This window comes from Ideonella alba (genome assembly GCF_018069845.1).
In the GTDB taxonomy this organism is placed as follows: domain Bacteria; phylum Pseudomonadota; class Gammaproteobacteria; order Burkholderiales; family Burkholderiaceae_C; genus Ideonella; species Ideonella alba.
In genome coordinates this window covers 134,331-149,237 of the sequence record NZ_JAGQDD010000003.1, presented here as the reverse complement: position 1 = coordinate 149,237, position 14,907 = coordinate 134,331, and the positions used below count along the sequence as shown (strand labels likewise).

17 protein-coding genes are annotated in these 14,907 nt (G+C 69.7%); 5 read left to right on the top strand and 12 right to left on the bottom strand.

Annotated elements, in window-relative coordinates:
• Nucleotides 1-38: 38 nt before the first annotated feature.
• The 3 genes from KAK03_RS06485 to KAK03_RS06475 are packed head-to-tail and all read right to left on the bottom strand — an operon-like array spanning nt 39 to nt 1,610.
• Nucleotides 39-245: a zinc-finger domain-containing protein gene (locus tag KAK03_RS06485; RefSeq protein ID WP_210852570.1), complete on the bottom strand. Its 207-nt coding sequence runs from the start codon at nt 243-245 to the stop codon at nt 39-41.
• Nucleotides 246-265: 20 nt separating this feature from the next.
• Entirely contained in the window at nt 266-1,189 is a 924-nt protein-coding gene (locus KAK03_RS06480) for a branched-chain amino acid transaminase (RefSeq protein ID WP_210852568.1), read from the bottom strand.
• Between the two features lie 40 nt (nt 1,190-1,229).
• On the bottom strand, nt 1,230-1,610 hold the full coding sequence (locus KAK03_RS06475) for a hypothetical protein (RefSeq protein ID WP_210852566.1): 381 nt from the start codon (nt 1,608-1,610) through the stop codon (nt 1,230-1,232).
• Between the two features lie 131 nt (nt 1,611-1,741).
• Between KAK03_RS06475 and KAK03_RS06470 the strand changes: the two genes are divergently transcribed.
• Nucleotides 1,742-2,110, top strand: coding sequence for a hypothetical protein (locus KAK03_RS06470; RefSeq protein ID WP_210852564.1), 369 nt, complete (start codon nt 1,742-1,744; stop codon nt 2,108-2,110).
• Here KAK03_RS06470 and KAK03_RS06465 read toward each other — a convergent pair.
• Complete coding sequence (locus tag KAK03_RS06465) at nt 2,083-2,442, bottom strand: antibiotic biosynthesis monooxygenase family protein (RefSeq protein ID WP_210852562.1); 360 nt, start codon at nt 2,440-2,442, stop codon at nt 2,083-2,085. The genes KAK03_RS06470 and KAK03_RS06465 overlap by 28 nt on opposite strands.
• On the bottom strand, nt 2,442-3,074 hold the full coding sequence (locus tag KAK03_RS06460) for a LysE family transporter (RefSeq protein WP_210852560.1): 633 nt from the start codon (nt 3,072-3,074) through the stop codon (nt 2,442-2,444). Before KAK03_RS06460 ends, KAK03_RS06465 begins: the two co-directional genes overlap by 1 nt.
• Before the next feature lie 37 nt (nt 3,075-3,111).
• Here KAK03_RS06460 and radA point away from each other — a divergent pair, with 37 nt between their 5' ends.
• Nucleotides 3,112-4,479, top strand: a complete 1,368-nt coding sequence (gene radA, locus KAK03_RS06455) for a DNA repair protein RadA (protein ID WP_210852558.1) — start codon at nt 3,112-3,114, stop codon at nt 4,477-4,479.
• A gap of 75 nt (nt 4,480-4,554) precedes the next feature.
• Here the strand turns inward: radA and KAK03_RS06450 are convergent, their stop codons facing one another.
• The 3 genes from KAK03_RS06450 to KAK03_RS06440 all read right to left on the bottom strand — a co-directional run bounded on the left by KAK03_RS06450 (nt 4,555) and on the right by KAK03_RS06440 (nt 7,215).
• Nucleotides 4,555-4,944, bottom strand: coding sequence for a hypothetical protein (locus tag KAK03_RS06450; protein WP_210852556.1), 390 nt, complete (start codon nt 4,942-4,944; stop codon nt 4,555-4,557).
• 87 nt (nt 4,945-5,031) lie between these two features.
• Nucleotides 5,032-5,751 carry a PepSY domain-containing protein gene (locus tag KAK03_RS06445; RefSeq protein ID WP_210852555.1) on the bottom strand — a complete coding sequence of 240 codons (720 nt, stop codon included), beginning with the start codon at nt 5,749-5,751 and terminating at the stop codon, nt 5,032-5,034.
• 6 nt (nt 5,752-5,757) lie between these two features.
• The gene (locus KAK03_RS06440) at nt 5,758-7,215 is read right to left on the bottom strand and encodes an aminotransferase-like domain-containing protein (protein WP_210852552.1); all 1,458 of its coding nucleotides are present in this window, start codon (nt 7,213-7,215) and stop codon (nt 5,758-5,760) included.
• 152 nt (nt 7,216-7,367) lie between these two features.
• Between KAK03_RS06440 and KAK03_RS06435 the strand changes: the two genes are divergently transcribed.
• The 3 genes from KAK03_RS06435 (at nt 7,368) to KAK03_RS06425 (ending at nt 9,922) form a co-directional block, all read left to right on the top strand.
• Entirely contained in the window at nt 7,368-7,661 is a 294-nt protein-coding gene (locus KAK03_RS06435; protein ID WP_210852550.1) for a DUF2917 domain-containing protein, read from the top strand.
• 72 nt (nt 7,662-7,733) lie between these two features.
• The gene (locus KAK03_RS06430) at nt 7,734-8,246 is read left to right on the top strand and encodes a hypothetical protein (RefSeq protein WP_210852548.1); all 513 of its coding nucleotides are present in this window, start codon (nt 7,734-7,736) and stop codon (nt 8,244-8,246) included.
• Between the two features lie 47 nt (nt 8,247-8,293).
• Nucleotides 8,294-9,922, top strand: a complete 1,629-nt coding sequence (locus KAK03_RS06425) for a peptide chain release factor 3 (protein WP_210852547.1) — start codon at nt 8,294-8,296, stop codon at nt 9,920-9,922.
• Between the two features lie 19 nt (nt 9,923-9,941).
• Here KAK03_RS06425 and KAK03_RS06420 read toward each other — a convergent pair whose 3' ends face one another.
• The 4 genes from KAK03_RS06420 to KAK03_RS06405 all read right to left on the bottom strand — a co-directional run bounded on the left by KAK03_RS06420 (nt 9,942) and on the right by KAK03_RS06405 (nt 14,792).
• On the bottom strand, nt 9,942-11,825 hold the full coding sequence (locus KAK03_RS06420; protein ID WP_210852545.1) for a DUF4135 domain-containing protein: 1,884 nt from the start codon (nt 11,823-11,825) through the stop codon (nt 9,942-9,944).
• 20 nt (nt 11,826-11,845) lie between these two features.
• Nucleotides 11,846-13,258, bottom strand: a complete 1,413-nt coding sequence (locus tag KAK03_RS06415) for a hypothetical protein (RefSeq protein WP_210852544.1) — start codon at nt 13,256-13,258, stop codon at nt 11,846-11,848.
• Nucleotides 13,259-13,539: 281 nt separating this feature from the next.
• Nucleotides 13,540-14,130: a hypothetical protein gene (locus KAK03_RS06410; RefSeq protein ID WP_210852542.1), complete on the bottom strand. Its 591-nt coding sequence runs from the start codon at nt 14,128-14,130 to the stop codon at nt 13,540-13,542.
• A gap of 35 nt (nt 14,131-14,165) precedes the next feature.
• On the bottom strand, nt 14,166-14,792 hold the full coding sequence (locus tag KAK03_RS06405; protein ID WP_247660968.1) for a hypothetical protein: 627 nt from the start codon (nt 14,790-14,792) through the stop codon (nt 14,166-14,168).
• Nucleotides 14,793-14,907: the final 115 nt, after the last annotated feature.

Here is a 14,907-nt window from a genome sequence, read left to right as displayed (position 1 = left end):
GCCTCTTTTCCCCCGCGCCGAGCGGCGCTTGACGGTGGTCAATGGCCGTGGGCGATCTTCTCGCCGGCCTTCAGGCGGTAGACCGTGCCGCAGTAGGGGCAGCGGCCCTCGCCGTCGTGGCTGAGGTCCACATAGACCTTCGGGTGGGCGCTCCACTGGGTCATCTTGGGGTTGGGGCAGAAGACCACGCCGGGGCCCTGCAGGTCCTTGGCGCTGACTTCGACGACGCTCGCTTGTTCGCTCATGGTGGGCGTTCCTTGTGGGTTCAGACCAGGGTCAGCCAGTGGGCGTACTTCTCGTTGCGCCCGTTGACGATGTCGAAGAACGCGGCCTGGATCTTCTCGGTGATCGGGCCGCGGCTGCCGCTGCCGATCTCGATGCGGTCGAGTTCGCGGATGGGGGTGACTTCGGCGGCGGTGCCGGTGAAGAAGGCCTCGTCGGCGATGTAGACCTCGTCGCGGGTGATGCGCTTTTCCACCAGCTTCAGACCCAGGTCCTGGCAGATGTGGAAGATGGTGTTGCGGGTGATGCCGTTGAGCGCACCGGCCGACAGGTCGGGGGTGTAGACCACGCCGTTCTTGATGACGAACAGGTTCTCGCCGGCGCCTTCGCTGACGAAGCCCGAGGCATCCAGCAGCATCGCCTCGTCGTAGCCGTCGTCGGTGGCTTCCATGTTGGCCAGGATGCTGTTGGTGTAGTTCGACACCGTCTTGGCCTGCGTCATCGTGATGTTGACGTGGTGGCGGGTGTAGCTGCTGATCTTCACGCGGATGCCGCGCTTCAAGCCTTCCTCGCCCAGGTAGGCGCCCCAGGCCCAGGCGGCGACCATGGCGTGGATCTGGTTGCCCTTGGGGCTGACGCCCAGCTTCTCGGAGCCGATCCAGACCAGCGGGCGCAGGTAGCAGCTCTCCAGGGCGTTCTCGCGCACCACGGCCTTCTGCGCCTCTTCCAGCTGCTCCACCGAGAACGGCACCTTCATGCGCAGGATCTTGGCCGAGTTCAGCAGGCGCTCGGTGTGCTCGCGCAGGCGGAAGATGGCCGTGCCCTTGGGCGTCTTGTAGGCGCGCACGCCCTCGAAGGCGCCGCAGCCGTAGTGCAGCGTGTGGGTCAGCACATGGATCTTCGCGTCGCGCCAATCCACCAGTTGGCCGTCCATCCAGATCTTGCCGTCGCGGTCTTCCATGCCCATGGCTCAATGTCCTTGTACGAAATCGGTCGAATCCGCGATTTTACGGTTCCGCGCGCCGCAGCTGCCACTCGGCCAGCCGGCCGCCGCGCAGCAGCAGCTCCACGCGGTCGCCGCCGGCGTCGGTCCAGGCGAAGCGTTCCTCGGGGGGCGGCGCCAGCGGCTCGCCCAGGCTGCCGGTCAGCGGCAGGATCTGCATCAGCGTCATCCCGGTCTGCAGCTGGCTGTGCAGCATCACCGCATTGGCCACCGCGCCCTTGGGCGCGGCACCGGCCTGGCGCAGCACCCGCAGGCTGCGGCTGAACTGCAGCAGCAGCCAGAACACCACGACCGTGGCGCCCAGCAGCACGCCTTGCCAGCCCCATTGCCAGCCGCCCAGTGCCACTGCGGCGGCTGCCAGCGCCCATCCCACCCGCGGATTCATCCGGTCTCCTTCGTCACTGCGAGCCCTGGATTGTCCGGGATGCAGCTGGATACAGCCTGTGGCTTTCGCTGACTTCACGAAGCCGGCGGGCGGCCGATGAAGCGCGCATGTCACAACAACGGGAGCCGCTCATGCTGGTGATGAACCGGATCGAGGACTGGCTGGATCATGTGGATCCGTGGAGCGTGCGCGAGGCCAGCGACCTGCTGCAGGCCGTGCTGCAAGGCGCCCCGGCGGGCATCTACGACTGCGCCTGCAGCCTGGACGGCGAGCGCTGGCTGGTCATGGCCGCGCATGCCGACGCGGTGCTGTGCCTGCCGGCCAGCGAACTGCCGGCGCTGGCCGCGTGCCTGAGCGAGCGCTTCGACCTGCCGGCCACCCGGATCCAGCAGGCCTGGTGGGCGCAGGCTGACCTGCATGAGGACCGCCTGGCGGCCAACGAATCGCGGCCCGCGCCCTTGTGGGACGCGCCCTACCCGGCGCTGCGCTCGAAGGCGTAGGCCCGCTCGACCTTGGCCACGCGCAGCTCGAACTGGCTGTACCACTGCTCGCGACCCAGGCGCCTCGCATCCGAGTGCTCGGCATGCAGGCGCCACTGCGCGATGTCCTCGGGCGAGCGCCAGTAGGACACGGTGATGCCGAAGCCCTGCGCATCGCGCGTGCTCTCCATGCCCAGGAAGCCTGGCTGCCGGCGGGCCAGATCGACCATGTGATCGGCCATTTCGGCATAGCCGGCGTCGCGGCCCTCGCGCTGGCTGGCGAAGATGACCGCCCAATACGGCGGCTTGAGTCCGGTCGCGAACGGGCCGGACAGGCTCGACGGGTTCGACATCACACCCCCCGTTTGAACAAGGCCAGGAAAGCCCCAGCGGCCACGAACAGGCCGCCGAAGCTGCGGTTCATCCAGCGGATCTGCGCCGGTGTGCGCAGCAGGCGCAGCACGCGCGAGGCCAGCGCGGCGTAGCCGGTCATCACCGTGAACTCGACCACGCCGAAGGTGGCCGCGATCACCGCGTACTGCGGACCCATCGGCAGCGCCGGGTCCAGGAACTGCGGCATCACCGCCAGCAGGAAGACCGTGCCCTTGGGGTTCAGCGCATTGACGCCCCAGCCGCGCAGCACCAACTGGCCCCGGGTGGTGCCGGCCGCGCCCTCGCCGTCCGGTGCGCTGACCGGCGCCGCCGGCGAGCGCCACTGCTGCACGCCCAGCCACACCAGGTAGGCCACGCCCACCCACTTCAGCACCGCAAAGGCCAGCGCCGAGGTGGCCAGCAGCGCACCCAGGCCCACGCCCACCACCAGCAGCTGCGTCCACACGCCCAGCGCCAGGCCGAAGGCGATCGCCTGGCCGCGCCGGAAGCCGTGGTTCAGCCCCGCGCCCATCGCCGCGATCGCGCCGGGGCCGGGCGACAGGCTGATCGCGACGGTGGCCAGGAAGAAGGGGAGCCAGGTACTGAATGCCATGCCTGGAAGTGTAGGTCGCCACTGCCACAATCGTCCCATGAGCCGAGCCAAGACCATCTACACCTGCAGCGAATGCGGCGGCACCGCGCCGCGCTGGCTGGGCCAGTGCCCGGCCTGCAAGGCCTGGAACACGCTGGAGGAAACCGTGGCCGAGGCCGCCGGGCCGGCGAAGAACCGCTTCCAGGCGCTGGCCGCCTCGCAGCCGGTGGCCACGCTCAGCGAGATCGAGGCCGCCGAGGTGGCGCGCACGCCCACCGGTCTGGAGGAGCTGGACCGGGTGCTGGGCGGCGGCATCGTCGAGGGCGGCGTGGTGCTGATCGGCGGCGATCCGGGCATCGGCAAGTCCACGCTGCTGCTGCAGGCGCTGGATGCCTTGTCCAGCCGCATGAAGGTGCTGTATGTCACCGGCGAGGAGTCCACCGCCCAGGTGGCGATGCGATCGCACCGGCTGGGCCTGGCGGGCACGCGGGTGCGGGTGCTGGCCGAGATCGGGCTGGAGAAGATCCAGGCCACGATCGCCGCCGAGCAGCCGGCCTTCTGCGTGATCGATTCCATCCAGACGCTCTACTCCGACCAGCTCAGCAGCGCGCCCGGCTCGGTGGCCCAGGTGCGCGAGTGCGCGGCGCAGCTCACCCGTACCGCCAAGTCCGGCGGCTGCACCATGGTGCTGGTGGGCCATGTCACCAAGGAGGGCGCGCTGGCCGGCCCGCGGGTGCTGGAGCACATCGTCGACACGGTGCTGTACTTCGAGGGCGACACGCACAGCAGCTTCCGTCTGGTGCGGGCGATCAAGAACCGCTTCGGCGCGGTCAACGAGATCGGCGTCTTCGCGATGACCGAGAAGGGTCTCAAGGGCGTGGCCAATCCCAGCGCGATCTTCCTGTCCACCCACGCCCAGCCGGTGCCCGGCAGCTGCGTGCTGGTGACACTGGAGGGCACGCGGCCGCTGCTGGTGGAGATCCAGGCCCTGGTCGATGCCGGCGGCCCCAGCCCGCGGCGCCTGAGCGTGGGCCTGGAGCGCGACCGGCTGGCGATGCTGCTGGCGGTGCTGCACCGCCACGCCGGCGTGGCCTGCATGGACCAGGACGTGTTCGTCAACGCGGTGGGCGGCGTGCGCATCAGCGAGCCGGCGGCCGACCTGGCGGTGCTGCTGGCCATCCAGAGTTCCTTGCGCGGCCGCGCGCTGCCGCGCGGCTTCATCGCCTTCGGCGAGGTGGGCCTGGCCGGCGAGGTGCGGCCGGCGCCGCGCGGGCAGGAGCGGCTGAAGGAGGCGGCCAAGCTGGGTTTCAGCGTGGCCGTGGTGCCGCAGGCGAATGCGCCCAAGAAGCCGATCGAGGGCCTGCGCATCGTGCCGGTGGAGCGCATCGAGCAGGCGATTGACGCGCTGCGCGAGCTGGCCTCTTAGCGGAACACCACACCAGCCGCTGCGCGGCGTCGCCACCCCCGAGGGGGCCGCGGCCACCTTGGGGCGGCCTCCAGCTCAGCGGCCGCTGCGTCGCAGCAGGTCCCACAGCAGCGCGCCGCTGACCGTGGCCAGGGCCGCGGGGTGGCTGGCCAGCAGGTCGGACAAGGAGGTCAGCGCCTCGGGCGTGCGCTCCTGCAGGTAGGCGACCAGCTGGAAGACATGGTCGGCACTGACCGCGGCAGTGTCTTCGGCGGTGACCTGCAGGCGCTGCCAGCCGTGGCGATGGCGCAGGGCGGCGAACACGCCATCGGCCACGGCCACCAGACCCAGCACGCCCATCGGGCGCAGCAGGCGCTCAAGCAGCTGCACGCGCAGGCCGGCGTGGGCATCGCGGTACAGGCCGGCCACCCACAGGGGCACCAGGGCGCGGTTGCCCACCGGCGACAGGGAGGAGGGGTTGCTCATCAGGAACCTCCTTTCAAGGCAGGCCGCGATGATGACCGCCGCACGTGACGCGCGTGTGAAGCCTGGTGACGAATTGTGGGCCGGCGCTCAGCCGCGGGGGCGGCGCCAGTGGCGGCGCAGCGCCAGCAGCAGCATCACCACGCCCACGGCCACCAGGCCCAGCGCCAGCAGCGCCGCGGCGCGCAAGAGCGGGTTGTTGAAGTCCTCGCCGCCGCGGTAGTCCATCACGTGCAGGCGCCAGAAGAAGTCGTACAGCACCCAGGCGTCGTTGCGCGCGGCCAGCAGCTCGCCGCTGCGGGCGTCCAGGTAGAAGCGGGTGGACAGCGTGTCGTCGAAGCGCGCCACCCACACCTCGCGCCGCTCGCCCAGCTCGCGCACGATGCCCCAGCGCGGGCCCACCTCGGCCAGCCGCTCCACCGCCTGCAGCCGGCCGTCGCCGCGGTAGCGCTGCTGGGCATAGCGGGCGATCGCGGTGGCGTCGGGCGCGGCCAGCGGCGCGCCCTGCGCATCCAGCCAGTGTTCGCCCTGGGCGGTGCGCAGCTTCCAGGCCGGACCCGCGGCGGTGGACACGCTGCTCAGCGCCAGCACCGGCGTGTCGGGCAGCTGGGCCCGCGCCAGCGCCTGGGGCCACTGCGACGGCAGCGGCTCGGTGGCCGTCGCCAGCACATCGCCCGCCTTGACCCAGGCCTGGAAGGGCACCCACGCGAACAGCACCCCGCCCACCATCCAGGCCAGCACCTGCCAGGCCACCAGGTAGCCCAGCCAGCGGTGCCAGCGGAACAGGCGGGGGGACCAGCGGGTGGCCATGGCGTTTCAGCGCGTGCGCATCTGGCTGCGCGCCAGACTGCAGGCCAGTTCGCCCACGCGGCGCAGCGCGGCCGGGTGGCCGGCGCGCCAGTCGGCTCCCACGCCGATGCGCAGGCAGTTGCGAAAGCGCGCGTGCGCGCTGAACAGCGAGCCCGGCGCGACCAGGATGTTCTCGGCCTGCGCCGCCTGCTGCACCGCCTGCGCATCCACACCCGCCGGCAGCTCCACCCACAGCAGGAAGCCGCCGGGCGGGTCGCTGACCCGGGTGCCGGCCGGAAAGTGCTCGGCAATCAAGGCCCGCGCCTGCTCCAGGCGGCGCGCTGCCTCGCTGCGCAGCTGGCGCATCAGCGCCTGGTGGCCGGCCTGGGTCAGCAGATCAGCCAGTGCCAGCTCCAGCACCGCGGTCTGCGCGCCGTGCAGGCTCTTGAGGCGCTGCAGCGGCTCGGTCCAGCGCCCGGCCTCCACCCAGCCCAGGCGCAGGCCCGGCGCCACGGTTTTGGAAAAGGAGTCGCACAGCATCACATGGCCGCTGCTGTCGTAGCTCTTGACGCTGCGGCGCAGGGTGTCGCTGAGCACCAGGTCGCTGTAGACCGCGTCCTCGATCACCGCGATGTCGTGCCGCGTGGCCAGGGCCGCCAGGCGCTGGCGCTCGGCCAGCGGCATGCAGCTGCCCAGCGGGTTGGACAGCGTGGGCACCACCAGCACGGCGCGCACCGGCTGGGTGTCCAGCGCCAGCTGCAGCGCGTCCAGCGACAGGCCGTGGCGCGGGTGGGTGGGAATCTCCAGCGCCTTCAGGTGCAGGCCCTGCAGCAGCTCCAGGAAGGAGTAGTGGGTGGGTGATTCGATCGCCACCACATCGCCCGGCCGGGTGACGGTGCGCAGGCACAGGCTGACCGCGTCCATGCAGCCGGCGGTGATGGTGATGCGCTCGGGGTCGAGGCTGCAACCCAGCGTCAGCGCATAGCGGGCCAGCGCCTGGCGCGCCTCGGGGTGGCCGTGGGCGCCGGGGTACTGGCACAGCAGCGCGCGCTGGCGCTGCACGGTGCGCACCAGGGTGCGGCGCACGCGGTCGGCGTCCAGCAGGCTGGCGTCGGGCGTGCCGCTGCTGAAACTGACCACGCCCTGCGCCGCCACCGGGCCCAGCAGGCGCCGACCCAGCGCGTCGTCCACGCACACCGCCTGCGGCTTGCGGGTGGCGCGGGCGATCGTGGGCTCGGGCAGCTGCACGCTGCGCGGACCGCGCACGAAGAAACCGGCGCGCGGCCGCGCCTCGATCAGCTGCGTGTCCTCCAGCCAGCGGTAGGCCTGCACCGCGGTGCCAATCGCCACGCCGTGCTGGCGGGCGGTCTCACGCACCGACGGCAGGCGCTGCCCGCGCGCCAGGCTGCCCTGGCGCATCGCATCGGCCAGGCCGTGGGCGATGCGCAGGTACTGGGTGCCGGGGTCGGTGGCGGGCGCGTCCATGCCGCATTCTGTACCGGTGGGCGGCAGGCCGACTGGTACAGCAGCCCCGCAGGACGGCTGGTACAGCGCCGCGCGGTGCGCAGTCTGTACCAGTGCGGTCCGCGCGCTGCTGTGGCTGTCGCCGCGGGGCCGGGGCCCTCAGCATGCAGGCCATGAACACCGCCACCCCGCTGCTTGAACGCCCCTCGGCCGGCACCGCCGGCGAGGATCTCCACCTCGCGCCGCTGAACGGCCCGCACGGCCGCGTGCGCAGCCTGGACTGCGTGGCCGGCCCGCACCAGCTGCGCGTGCTGCAGGGCCGCGTCTGGCTGACCATCGAAGGCCAGCCCGCGGACCATGTGCTGTCGGCTGGTCAGGGCTGCGACCTCGTCGGCCCGGCGCGCCTGCACCTGAGTGCCGAGGGCGCGCGCAGCGCGCGCGTCACGCTGCGGCCCCGGGACCGCTAGAGTCGGGGCCATGCGCCCCTCACTCACCGCATCAACGCCGCCCTCCCCGCCGGCTGGTGGTGCCCGCTGCGCATGACGCGCGTGCTGGGCCTGCTGCTGCTGGCCGCGGTGGTCAGCGTGGGGCTGCTTGGCCTGGGCTGGGCGATCGCCGGCTCCATCGGCCTGGTGGCGGCCACGCCGCTGGTGGCGCTGGTGGTCACGCTGCCGCTGCAGAACGCCCTGAGCCAGGCGGCGCTGGAAACCACCCGCCTGGCCACCGCCCACGCGCTGCGCGGCAAGCGCGCGTACCGCGGCCGCCTGATCGGCGTGATCGAGGACGAAGACGGCCACTGGTGGCTGCACGTGGCCGACCTGCGCCGGGTGCTGGACGGCCTGCCCGACACCACCCGCCTGCTGGCCGCCACCCGCGGCCGCAGCACGCCCGACACCTGGCGCCTGGACGCCCATGTGCGCGCCGACGCGCTGATCGAGCTGCTGGACGCCGCCCACGCCCGGCCGACGCGGCAGTTCACACAGTGGCTGCGCCAGGAGATGGCCGCCGACGCCCGCCGGCGCGAGCGCGCGGGAACGGCCAGGCCGCGATAATCAGGGGTTGGCCGCCGCCCGGTGGCCCCCGACCGATACCCGCCCCGATGTCCGCCGAACTCGCCGAGCAGGTGCGCCAGCGCCGCACCTTCGCCATCATCTCCCACCCCGACGCGGGCAAGACCACGCTGACGGAAAAGCTGCTGCTGTTCTCGGGCGCGATCCAGATCGCCGGCTCGGTCAAGGCCCGCAAGGCCACGCGCCACGCCACCTCGGACTGGATGGAGATCGAGAAGCAGCGCGGCATCTCGGTGGCCTCCTCGGTCATGCAGATGGAGTACCGCGGCTGCACCATCAACCTGCTCGACACCCCCGGCCACCAGGACTTCTCGGAAGACACCTACCGCGTGCTGACCGCGGTGGACGCGGCGCTGATGGTCATCGACGCCGCCAATGGTGTGGAGCCGCAGACCCGCCGCCTGCTGCAGGTCTGCCGCGCGCGCAACACGCCCATCCTCACCTTCGTCAACAAGATGGACCGCGAGGTGCAGGAGCCGCTGGCGCTGATGGACGAGATCGAGCGCGAGCTGGGCATGACCGTGGTGCCCTTCACCTGGCCGGTGGGCATGGCCAAGTTCTTCGGTGGCGTGCTGGACCTGCGCAAGGACCAGATGCGCGTCTTCAGCCCCGGCGAGGACCGCGTGGCGGGCACCGAGGAGATCGTCGACGGCCTGGCCAACCCGGTGCTGAACGAGCGCTTCGGTGACGTGTACGAGCAGGCCGCCGGCGAGATCGAGCTGGTGCGCGAAGCCGCCCCCGCCTTTGACGAGGCCGAGTTCCTGGCCGGTCGCCAGACGCCGATGTTCTTCGGCTCGGCGGTCAACAACTTCGGCGTGCAGGAGGTGCTGGACGCGCTGGTCGACCTGGCGCCGCCGCCGGGCCCGCGACCGGCGATCCAGCGTACGGTGGAGCCCGACGAGGGCAAGTTCACCGGCGTGGTCTTCAAGATCCAGGCCAACATGGACCCGGCGCACCGCGACCGCATCGCCTTCCTGCGCGTGGCCAGCGGCAAATTCAGCCGCGGCATGAACCTCAAGGTGGTGCGCAGCGGCAAGACCCTGCGGCCCAACACCGTGGTCACCTTCATGAGCCAGAAGCGCGAGCTGCTGGACGAGGCCTTTGCGGGCGACATCATCGGCATCCCCAACCACGGCGTGCTGCAGTTGGGCGACACCCTGACCGAGGGCGAAGCCCTGCAGTTCACCGGCCTGCCCTTCTTCGCGCCCGAGCTGTTCCGCTCGGTGGAAGTGGCCGACCCGCTGAAGACCAAGCAACTGCGCGCCGGCCTGACCCAGCTGGGCGAGGAAGGCGCGATCCAGGTCTTCCGCCCGATGGCCGGCAGCGTGCTGCTGCTGGGCGCCGTGGGCCAGCTGCAATTTGAAGTGGTGGCCCACCGCCTGGAGCACGAGTACGGCGTGAAGGCCCGCATCATGCCGGCGCGCTACAACGTGGCGCGCTGGGTGACCTGCGAGGAAGCCGACGGCGGCGAGAAGGAATTGAAGCGCTTCATCGACGCCAACAGCCACCGCCTGGCGCTGGACGCGGTGGACGCGCCCACGCTGCTGCTGGAATACGCGGGCGAGCTGCGCGCGATCCAGGAGAACTGGCCGAAGATCAAGTTCCACGCGCTGCGCGAGCACGCGGGGTTGGTGTTTCAGCAGCGGATGGGGGACTGAACCCCCGGGGCCGATCTGCTCAGTGACTGAACGCGCGCAACCAGCCGATCATGTGTTCGTGCATGTCGGTCACCAGCGTCCCCATCTGGGCCTTGAAGAACTTGACCACGGCCGCCGGATCCTCCTCGCGCCGCTTCTTCATCGCCGCGACGATCCCCAGGGGATTGGACTTGGCGTGGCCATCGATCGTCACCGGATTGCCGTCCTCGTCGCGGACCACGTTGGTCCCCAGGTTGCGTGTGTAGTACGGCACCTCGCCAGCGCGCAGGGCTTTCCAGGCGCCCGCGGCGACGATCAGATTTCGGATCGTCGGTAGCGGCGTCGACGTGCCTCCCTTGAGCGGCACCAGCAGGGCGCCATTGCGGTGTGCCAATTCTTCGTCGATGTAACGGGTCCAGCTGTCCAGTGTCGCCGGTGTGTCGCCCGCCAGCAGCGGGTAGTTGTCGCGCTGGGCCGTGGGGATGAGGTTGTTGAATTCGGCCGTGGCAATCGGCACGAATCGAGCCGTCAACTTGCCAAGGTTCTTCTCGAGCTCGCTGAGGTCAGGCCCCTTGCCCGGGTCGCTCATCCGACCGATCACATCCGAGAAGCCCTTGAACAGGGCGTTGAGAGCCTCTGGCGTGGTCGGCAAGGTGGTGATCTTGCCGTCCTGGATGTCGCGCTCAATGGTCTTGCGGATGCCCTCGAGCGACTTGGTCCAGAGCTGATCGGCCCATCCGCCCTTCTTGCACTTCTGCGGATCGACCTTGTCGTCCTCCTCCGGGTTCTTCTTGGGCGCAAGGTAGTCGGTGTTGAGCACGAACAGGCCCGTCGTCGCCTCCATGTCGATCACCTGCAACGAATTCTTCTTCAGCAGCACGTTCTCCTGGTGGACGTCATCGAGTCCGACGTAATAGGACATCGCCATGGCACCACCCATGCTGGCGTAGATGTCCAGCACGTCGTCCTTGCCGGTGGGGCCACCGCCGGTGTCCACGAACTCCATGTAGCCGCGCCCGGTGTCCTCTGGCGGGACATCCTTGGTCATGATCGGCACGATGCGATAGGTGTCCACGCCTTCCAGCTTGGACGCCACGCCGTCGGAGCCGAACAGCATGGCGTCGATGGCCAGACTGCTTGGCTTGTAGACGACCTTCTTCTCCTTGCCGCCGTCGATGAAGCGCAGGATCAGCACCTGCTTGCCGCCCTTGTGGAAATCACTGCCGGTGAAACGGATGCCGGCCAGTGTTGCCGTCGGGCCCAGCAGGCCGCTGGACTTCATCTCGGCCAGATCCTTGGTGATGTTCTTGGACACATTGTTGCGGACCTCGTTGATGGCCTGCTCCCAGATGCTGCCATCGATGACGCCTGAGTCGACGCCCAGCTTGGTGTCCTTGACCGCGCTGATGACCAGGGAGTCCAGGCCGTCGATCGCCACCCCGAGGTCGGAGCCCATGGTCTTGACCTTGCTCACCAGGTCGTTGATGTAGTCGAACTTGTTCTGCGTCAGCGTGGCACCGTGAAGCGTGCCCATGTCGTCCTTGACGAACTCGTCGTCAACCCGCACGCCGGGTACCCCGGCCATGGTCTTGACCAGGGACACCTTGGGCGGGCCGACGCTGATGTCCTGGGACCGCACCACCGTGTCCGCCAGGTTCTTGTGGAGATCATCCAGCAGTTGTCCGTACTTGGCGTTGAGTTTGCGGTCCTCCTTGGCGCGGGCGATCTTCAGGCGCAGATCCAGCACCTTCTGGAGGCGCTCCGGTGGCGGGCTGTTCTCGATGTCGTCAAGGTCGGACGCGATGGAGGCCAGGCGGGTCTGGCTCAGGAAGATGTTCTTGGTGGCGGCCCAGCGGATCTTGGGGTTGACCTGCTCGGCCCCCATCTTGAAGGCCGCCTTGAACTGGCTGATCGACATGACCATGGTGGTGCTCCTTCCCTCGGTCAGGACAGTTCGGTGACAAAGCGATCGAGTGCCGCCGCCAGGGTGTCACGGATGCTGACTTCGATCCCGAAGGGGTTCTGGTCACAGGCGGCGACGCGGATGTCGCCGCGCAGGTGATTGGCGTAGGCACGTGCCAGCTCGCGCGCGCCGGCCGCGTCCTCGGCGGTGGCGTTGTGGCCGTCGCCCAGTTCCAGCATCGCGGCCAGCAAGGGCACCTTGAAGTTGCCTGTGACCGCATTGAGGCCGAACTCGGCAATCTCCTTGAGCTCGCTGTCGTCCTGCTCACGCAGCACGCGCTGCAGCCGGCTGATCTGCTCATCGACCGACTCGCTGGCCTCGCGCAACTCACTCGAGATGCGGCGCCACTTGGCCGGGAACTCATTGCCCAGCGGCGACTCGCCGCTGGGCGAACCTGCGCCGCCGCCGCCGCGGGATGACAGCATGTCCTGCAGTGCGCGAAGTACAGCCATCGCGCCGTCGAAGTCCTTGGCCTTGGCCAGTTCACCCATGCGGGCCACCAGCGCGGCGACCCGGGGATCCCGGGAGGCGCCGCCCGTGGCCTGGACGATGGCCGGCTGCAGGGCCTTGAGCCGGGCCATGAAGTCGGCCTGGCTGACACCTGGGGGCGCCGGCGGCACCTCGGGTGACTGCGGGGCAGGCGGCGGCGTGCCGGTCTCGTCCTGGGCTGTGGCGGCGTCATCCTCGTCGTCGCGCTCCAGTGCCGTGCCGTCCTCGGCCCACAGCACGACAGCGCTGACGCGGAAGCCACAGGCCTTGAGCGGCCCCCGAACCTTCTTGGTCAGGCCGCTGAAGGGTTTGTCCACGCGCAGATTCAGCACCCGATCTTCGATCCACGCCACGCCGTAGCAACCCTGCTTGATGTCCTGCTCGTCCTGCAGGCGACGCAGCAGCGTGCGGCCGGAGACCTTGGCGTGCAGACACAGTGCAGCGGGTTTCTTGAGCTTCGGGTTCGCGTCGATGAAGGCGAAGTTCGGTCGGTACTCCGGCTTGCGCTGGCACATCATCAACTGCGCCAGCAAACGCTTGGGGTCGAAGAGCGCGGCGACGGCGGCATCAGCGTCATCACCCTCGTCCTCGGAGCCTTTTTGTTCCGCCGCCAGGGCCTGGCGCGCCTCCTTGAGGGCGGCCGCCAGTTCCTTGCCCAGGGTGTCAAGGCGCTTCTGGTGCTTCTGGGCCTCGGCGATGATGTCCTTGCAGGCCTCCAGGGTGGGCTTGGCTGCGTCCTTGGCCTTGGCCTGCTTTGCGGCGGTATCCGAGGCGGTGCTGATCAACTTGCCCAGCGCCTCGGCCAGACTGTCCCAGGCGTCATCCCGGCTGCCGTAGGCCTTGTCCAAATCAGCCAGGCTGCGGACCTTGCGCACACTGGCGATGTCCCAGACGGACCAGTCCACACTCTGGTGCCGCTTGTGCAATGCCTTGAGCGCCTCGCTCACATCACTTCGAGGGGGAAGTGATCCTTTCTTCCGATCCCAGTGTCCGGGATCGAGCGCATCGGGAAACTCAAGCACAGCCATCTGCATCCTCCTGCCTTGGGGAGCGCCGATTCTAGGATTGGCCTGGGCGGCTCACTCGTCGGGGCCTTCCCCAGCTGTCGGCAGGGATACGACAGGTTGGCGCGCAGCGGCCCCGGCCCACCGCGTGGACACGCGACTGGGCCAGCGCCAGGTCGGCCTCAACGCTTGACAGCCGCCTTGAAGTCGGCGTCGTCGAACAGCTGGCCGATGAGCTTCTGGTAGAGCGCGCCGTACTGGTTGAACGCCGCCGGGATGGCGACCGCGCCCATGAACGACGACTCCCATTCGGCCGCGGCCACCAGCTCCTTGTCGAAGACCTGGGCACCGTCGCGCTTGACCTGGAAGCGGGCCGCCAGGCGGCCGATGCCCTTGCCGATGCCGGCGTCCAGGTTGTTGTCGGTGATCGTGCCCGAGACCACGATGCGGCCATCGGTGGACAGCAGGCCGGCGCCCTTGAGCTCGGCGGCCAGCTGGTCGCGCAGTTGCACCGCAAAGCTGCCGCCCTGCGGGGCGATGGTGTTGCCGCCACGCACGCTCAGGCCCTTGTCGGCGTCGGCGGCCTTGCCGGGCGCGGCCTTGAACTCGCCGACGCCCATGGGGGCGGGCGGGCTGCTCTTCAGGCGCTCGACGTTCGGAGCGCTGGCGGTGACGGGAACGGTGACCGAGGCACAGCCGGTGGCGAGTGCGGCCACGGCGATCAGGGACAGGGCGGCCACGCGGCGGCCGGTGGCGAGGAAGACAGACGTCATGGTGTGCGGGATAGGAGAAATGGGGGGGAACCGGATCAGCGGCCGGCGAAGGCCGGGTCGCGCGACAGCTCGTTGAGCAGTTGGCTGACGACCTGGCGGCTCATCGTGAACACGGCGTCGCCGACGCTCTCGGCCTTGGTGGCGTTCTGCGGCGCGCCCGAGGCGCCCACGGTGGTGTGGATCGCATGACGGGCCGTCTTCACCACGGCCGAGCCACCACCGGGCGGCGTGTAGCGCGCCGTGCAGACATAGCCGTCCGACACCTGGGTGCCGGCCAGTCCGAAGGTCAGGCCCGTGACGAAACCCTTGGTGAAGGCGTCGTCCGACAGCGGCACGTTGTTGATCGTGATGCTCAGCAAGCCGGCGCCCGGATCAGCCTGTTCAACGACGGTGCTGAACAGGCCGCTGTCCTTGACCTGGTTCACCACCCGGCCGCGCACCAGCTCACTGGCGCGCCCGTTGGGCGCGCCCTTCGTCTGGAACTCGAAGAACACCTGCACCGGCTGCGCCCGGGCCGGCTTGGCGAACTGGGCACTGGGCACTTCAGGCACGCCGTTGTCGACGTAGACACTGGCGCATCCGCTGAGCAGCAGGCTCAGCAACAGGGCGGCGAACGGGCGCCACCACCGGGCGCCGGTGCGCCAGGCAGTCAAGGTCATCATGTGGGTTCTCCCTGGAACTGATGTGTGGTCGGCCTGCCTGGTCGATGCCGCAGCAGGCTGCGGGCGACTATAGCGGCGCGGCTCGATCCTGCCAGTCAGGGTGATCTCGGAGCGT

Excerpts from the sequence above, each read along its gene's own strand:
- KAK03_RS06485 (WP_210852570.1), bottom strand. The coding sequence starts at position 245 with ATGAGCGAACAAGCGAGCGTCGTCGAAGTCAGCGCCAAGGACCTGCAG.
- KAK03_RS06480 (WP_210852568.1), bottom strand. The coding sequence starts at position 1,189 with ATGGGCATGGAAGACCGCGACGGCAAGATCTGGATGGACGGCCAACTG.
- KAK03_RS06475 (WP_210852566.1), bottom strand. The coding sequence starts at position 1,610 with ATGAATCCGCGGGTGGGATGGGCGCTGGCAGCCGCCGCAGTGGCACTG.
- KAK03_RS06470 (WP_210852564.1), top strand. The coding sequence starts at position 1,742 with ATGCTGGTGATGAACCGGATCGAGGACTGGCTGGATCATGTGGATCCG.
- KAK03_RS06465 (WP_210852562.1), bottom strand. The coding sequence starts at position 2,442 with ATGTCGAACCCGTCGAGCCTGTCCGGCCCGTTCGCGACCGGACTCAAG.
- KAK03_RS06460 (WP_210852560.1), bottom strand. The coding sequence starts at position 3,074 with ATGGCATTCAGTACCTGGCTCCCCTTCTTCCTGGCCACCGTCGCGATC.
- radA (WP_210852558.1), top strand. The coding sequence starts at position 3,112 with ATGAGCCGAGCCAAGACCATCTACACCTGCAGCGAATGCGGCGGCACC.
- KAK03_RS06450 (WP_210852556.1), bottom strand. The coding sequence starts at position 4,944 with ATGAGCAACCCCTCCTCCCTGTCGCCGGTGGGCAACCGCGCCCTGGTG.
- KAK03_RS06445 (WP_210852555.1), bottom strand. The coding sequence starts at position 5,751 with ATGGCCACCCGCTGGTCCCCCCGCCTGTTCCGCTGGCACCGCTGGCTG.
- KAK03_RS06440 (WP_210852552.1), bottom strand. The coding sequence starts at position 7,215 with ATGGACGCGCCCGCCACCGACCCCGGCACCCAGTACCTGCGCATCGCC.
- KAK03_RS06435 (WP_210852550.1), top strand. The coding sequence starts at position 7,368 with ATGAACACCGCCACCCCGCTGCTTGAACGCCCCTCGGCCGGCACCGCC.
- KAK03_RS06430 (WP_210852548.1), top strand. The coding sequence starts at position 7,734 with ATGACGCGCGTGCTGGGCCTGCTGCTGCTGGCCGCGGTGGTCAGCGTG.
- KAK03_RS06425 (WP_210852547.1), top strand. The coding sequence starts at position 8,294 with ATGTCCGCCGAACTCGCCGAGCAGGTGCGCCAGCGCCGCACCTTCGCC.
- KAK03_RS06420 (WP_210852545.1), bottom strand. The coding sequence starts at position 11,825 with ATGGTCATGTCGATCAGCCAGTTCAAGGCGGCCTTCAAGATGGGGGCC.
- KAK03_RS06410 (WP_210852542.1), bottom strand. The coding sequence starts at position 14,130 with ATGACGTCTGTCTTCCTCGCCACCGGCCGCCGCGTGGCCGCCCTGTCC.
- KAK03_RS06405 (WP_247660968.1), bottom strand. The coding sequence starts at position 14,792 with ATGATGACCTTGACTGCCTGGCGCACCGGCGCCCGGTGGTGGCGCCCG.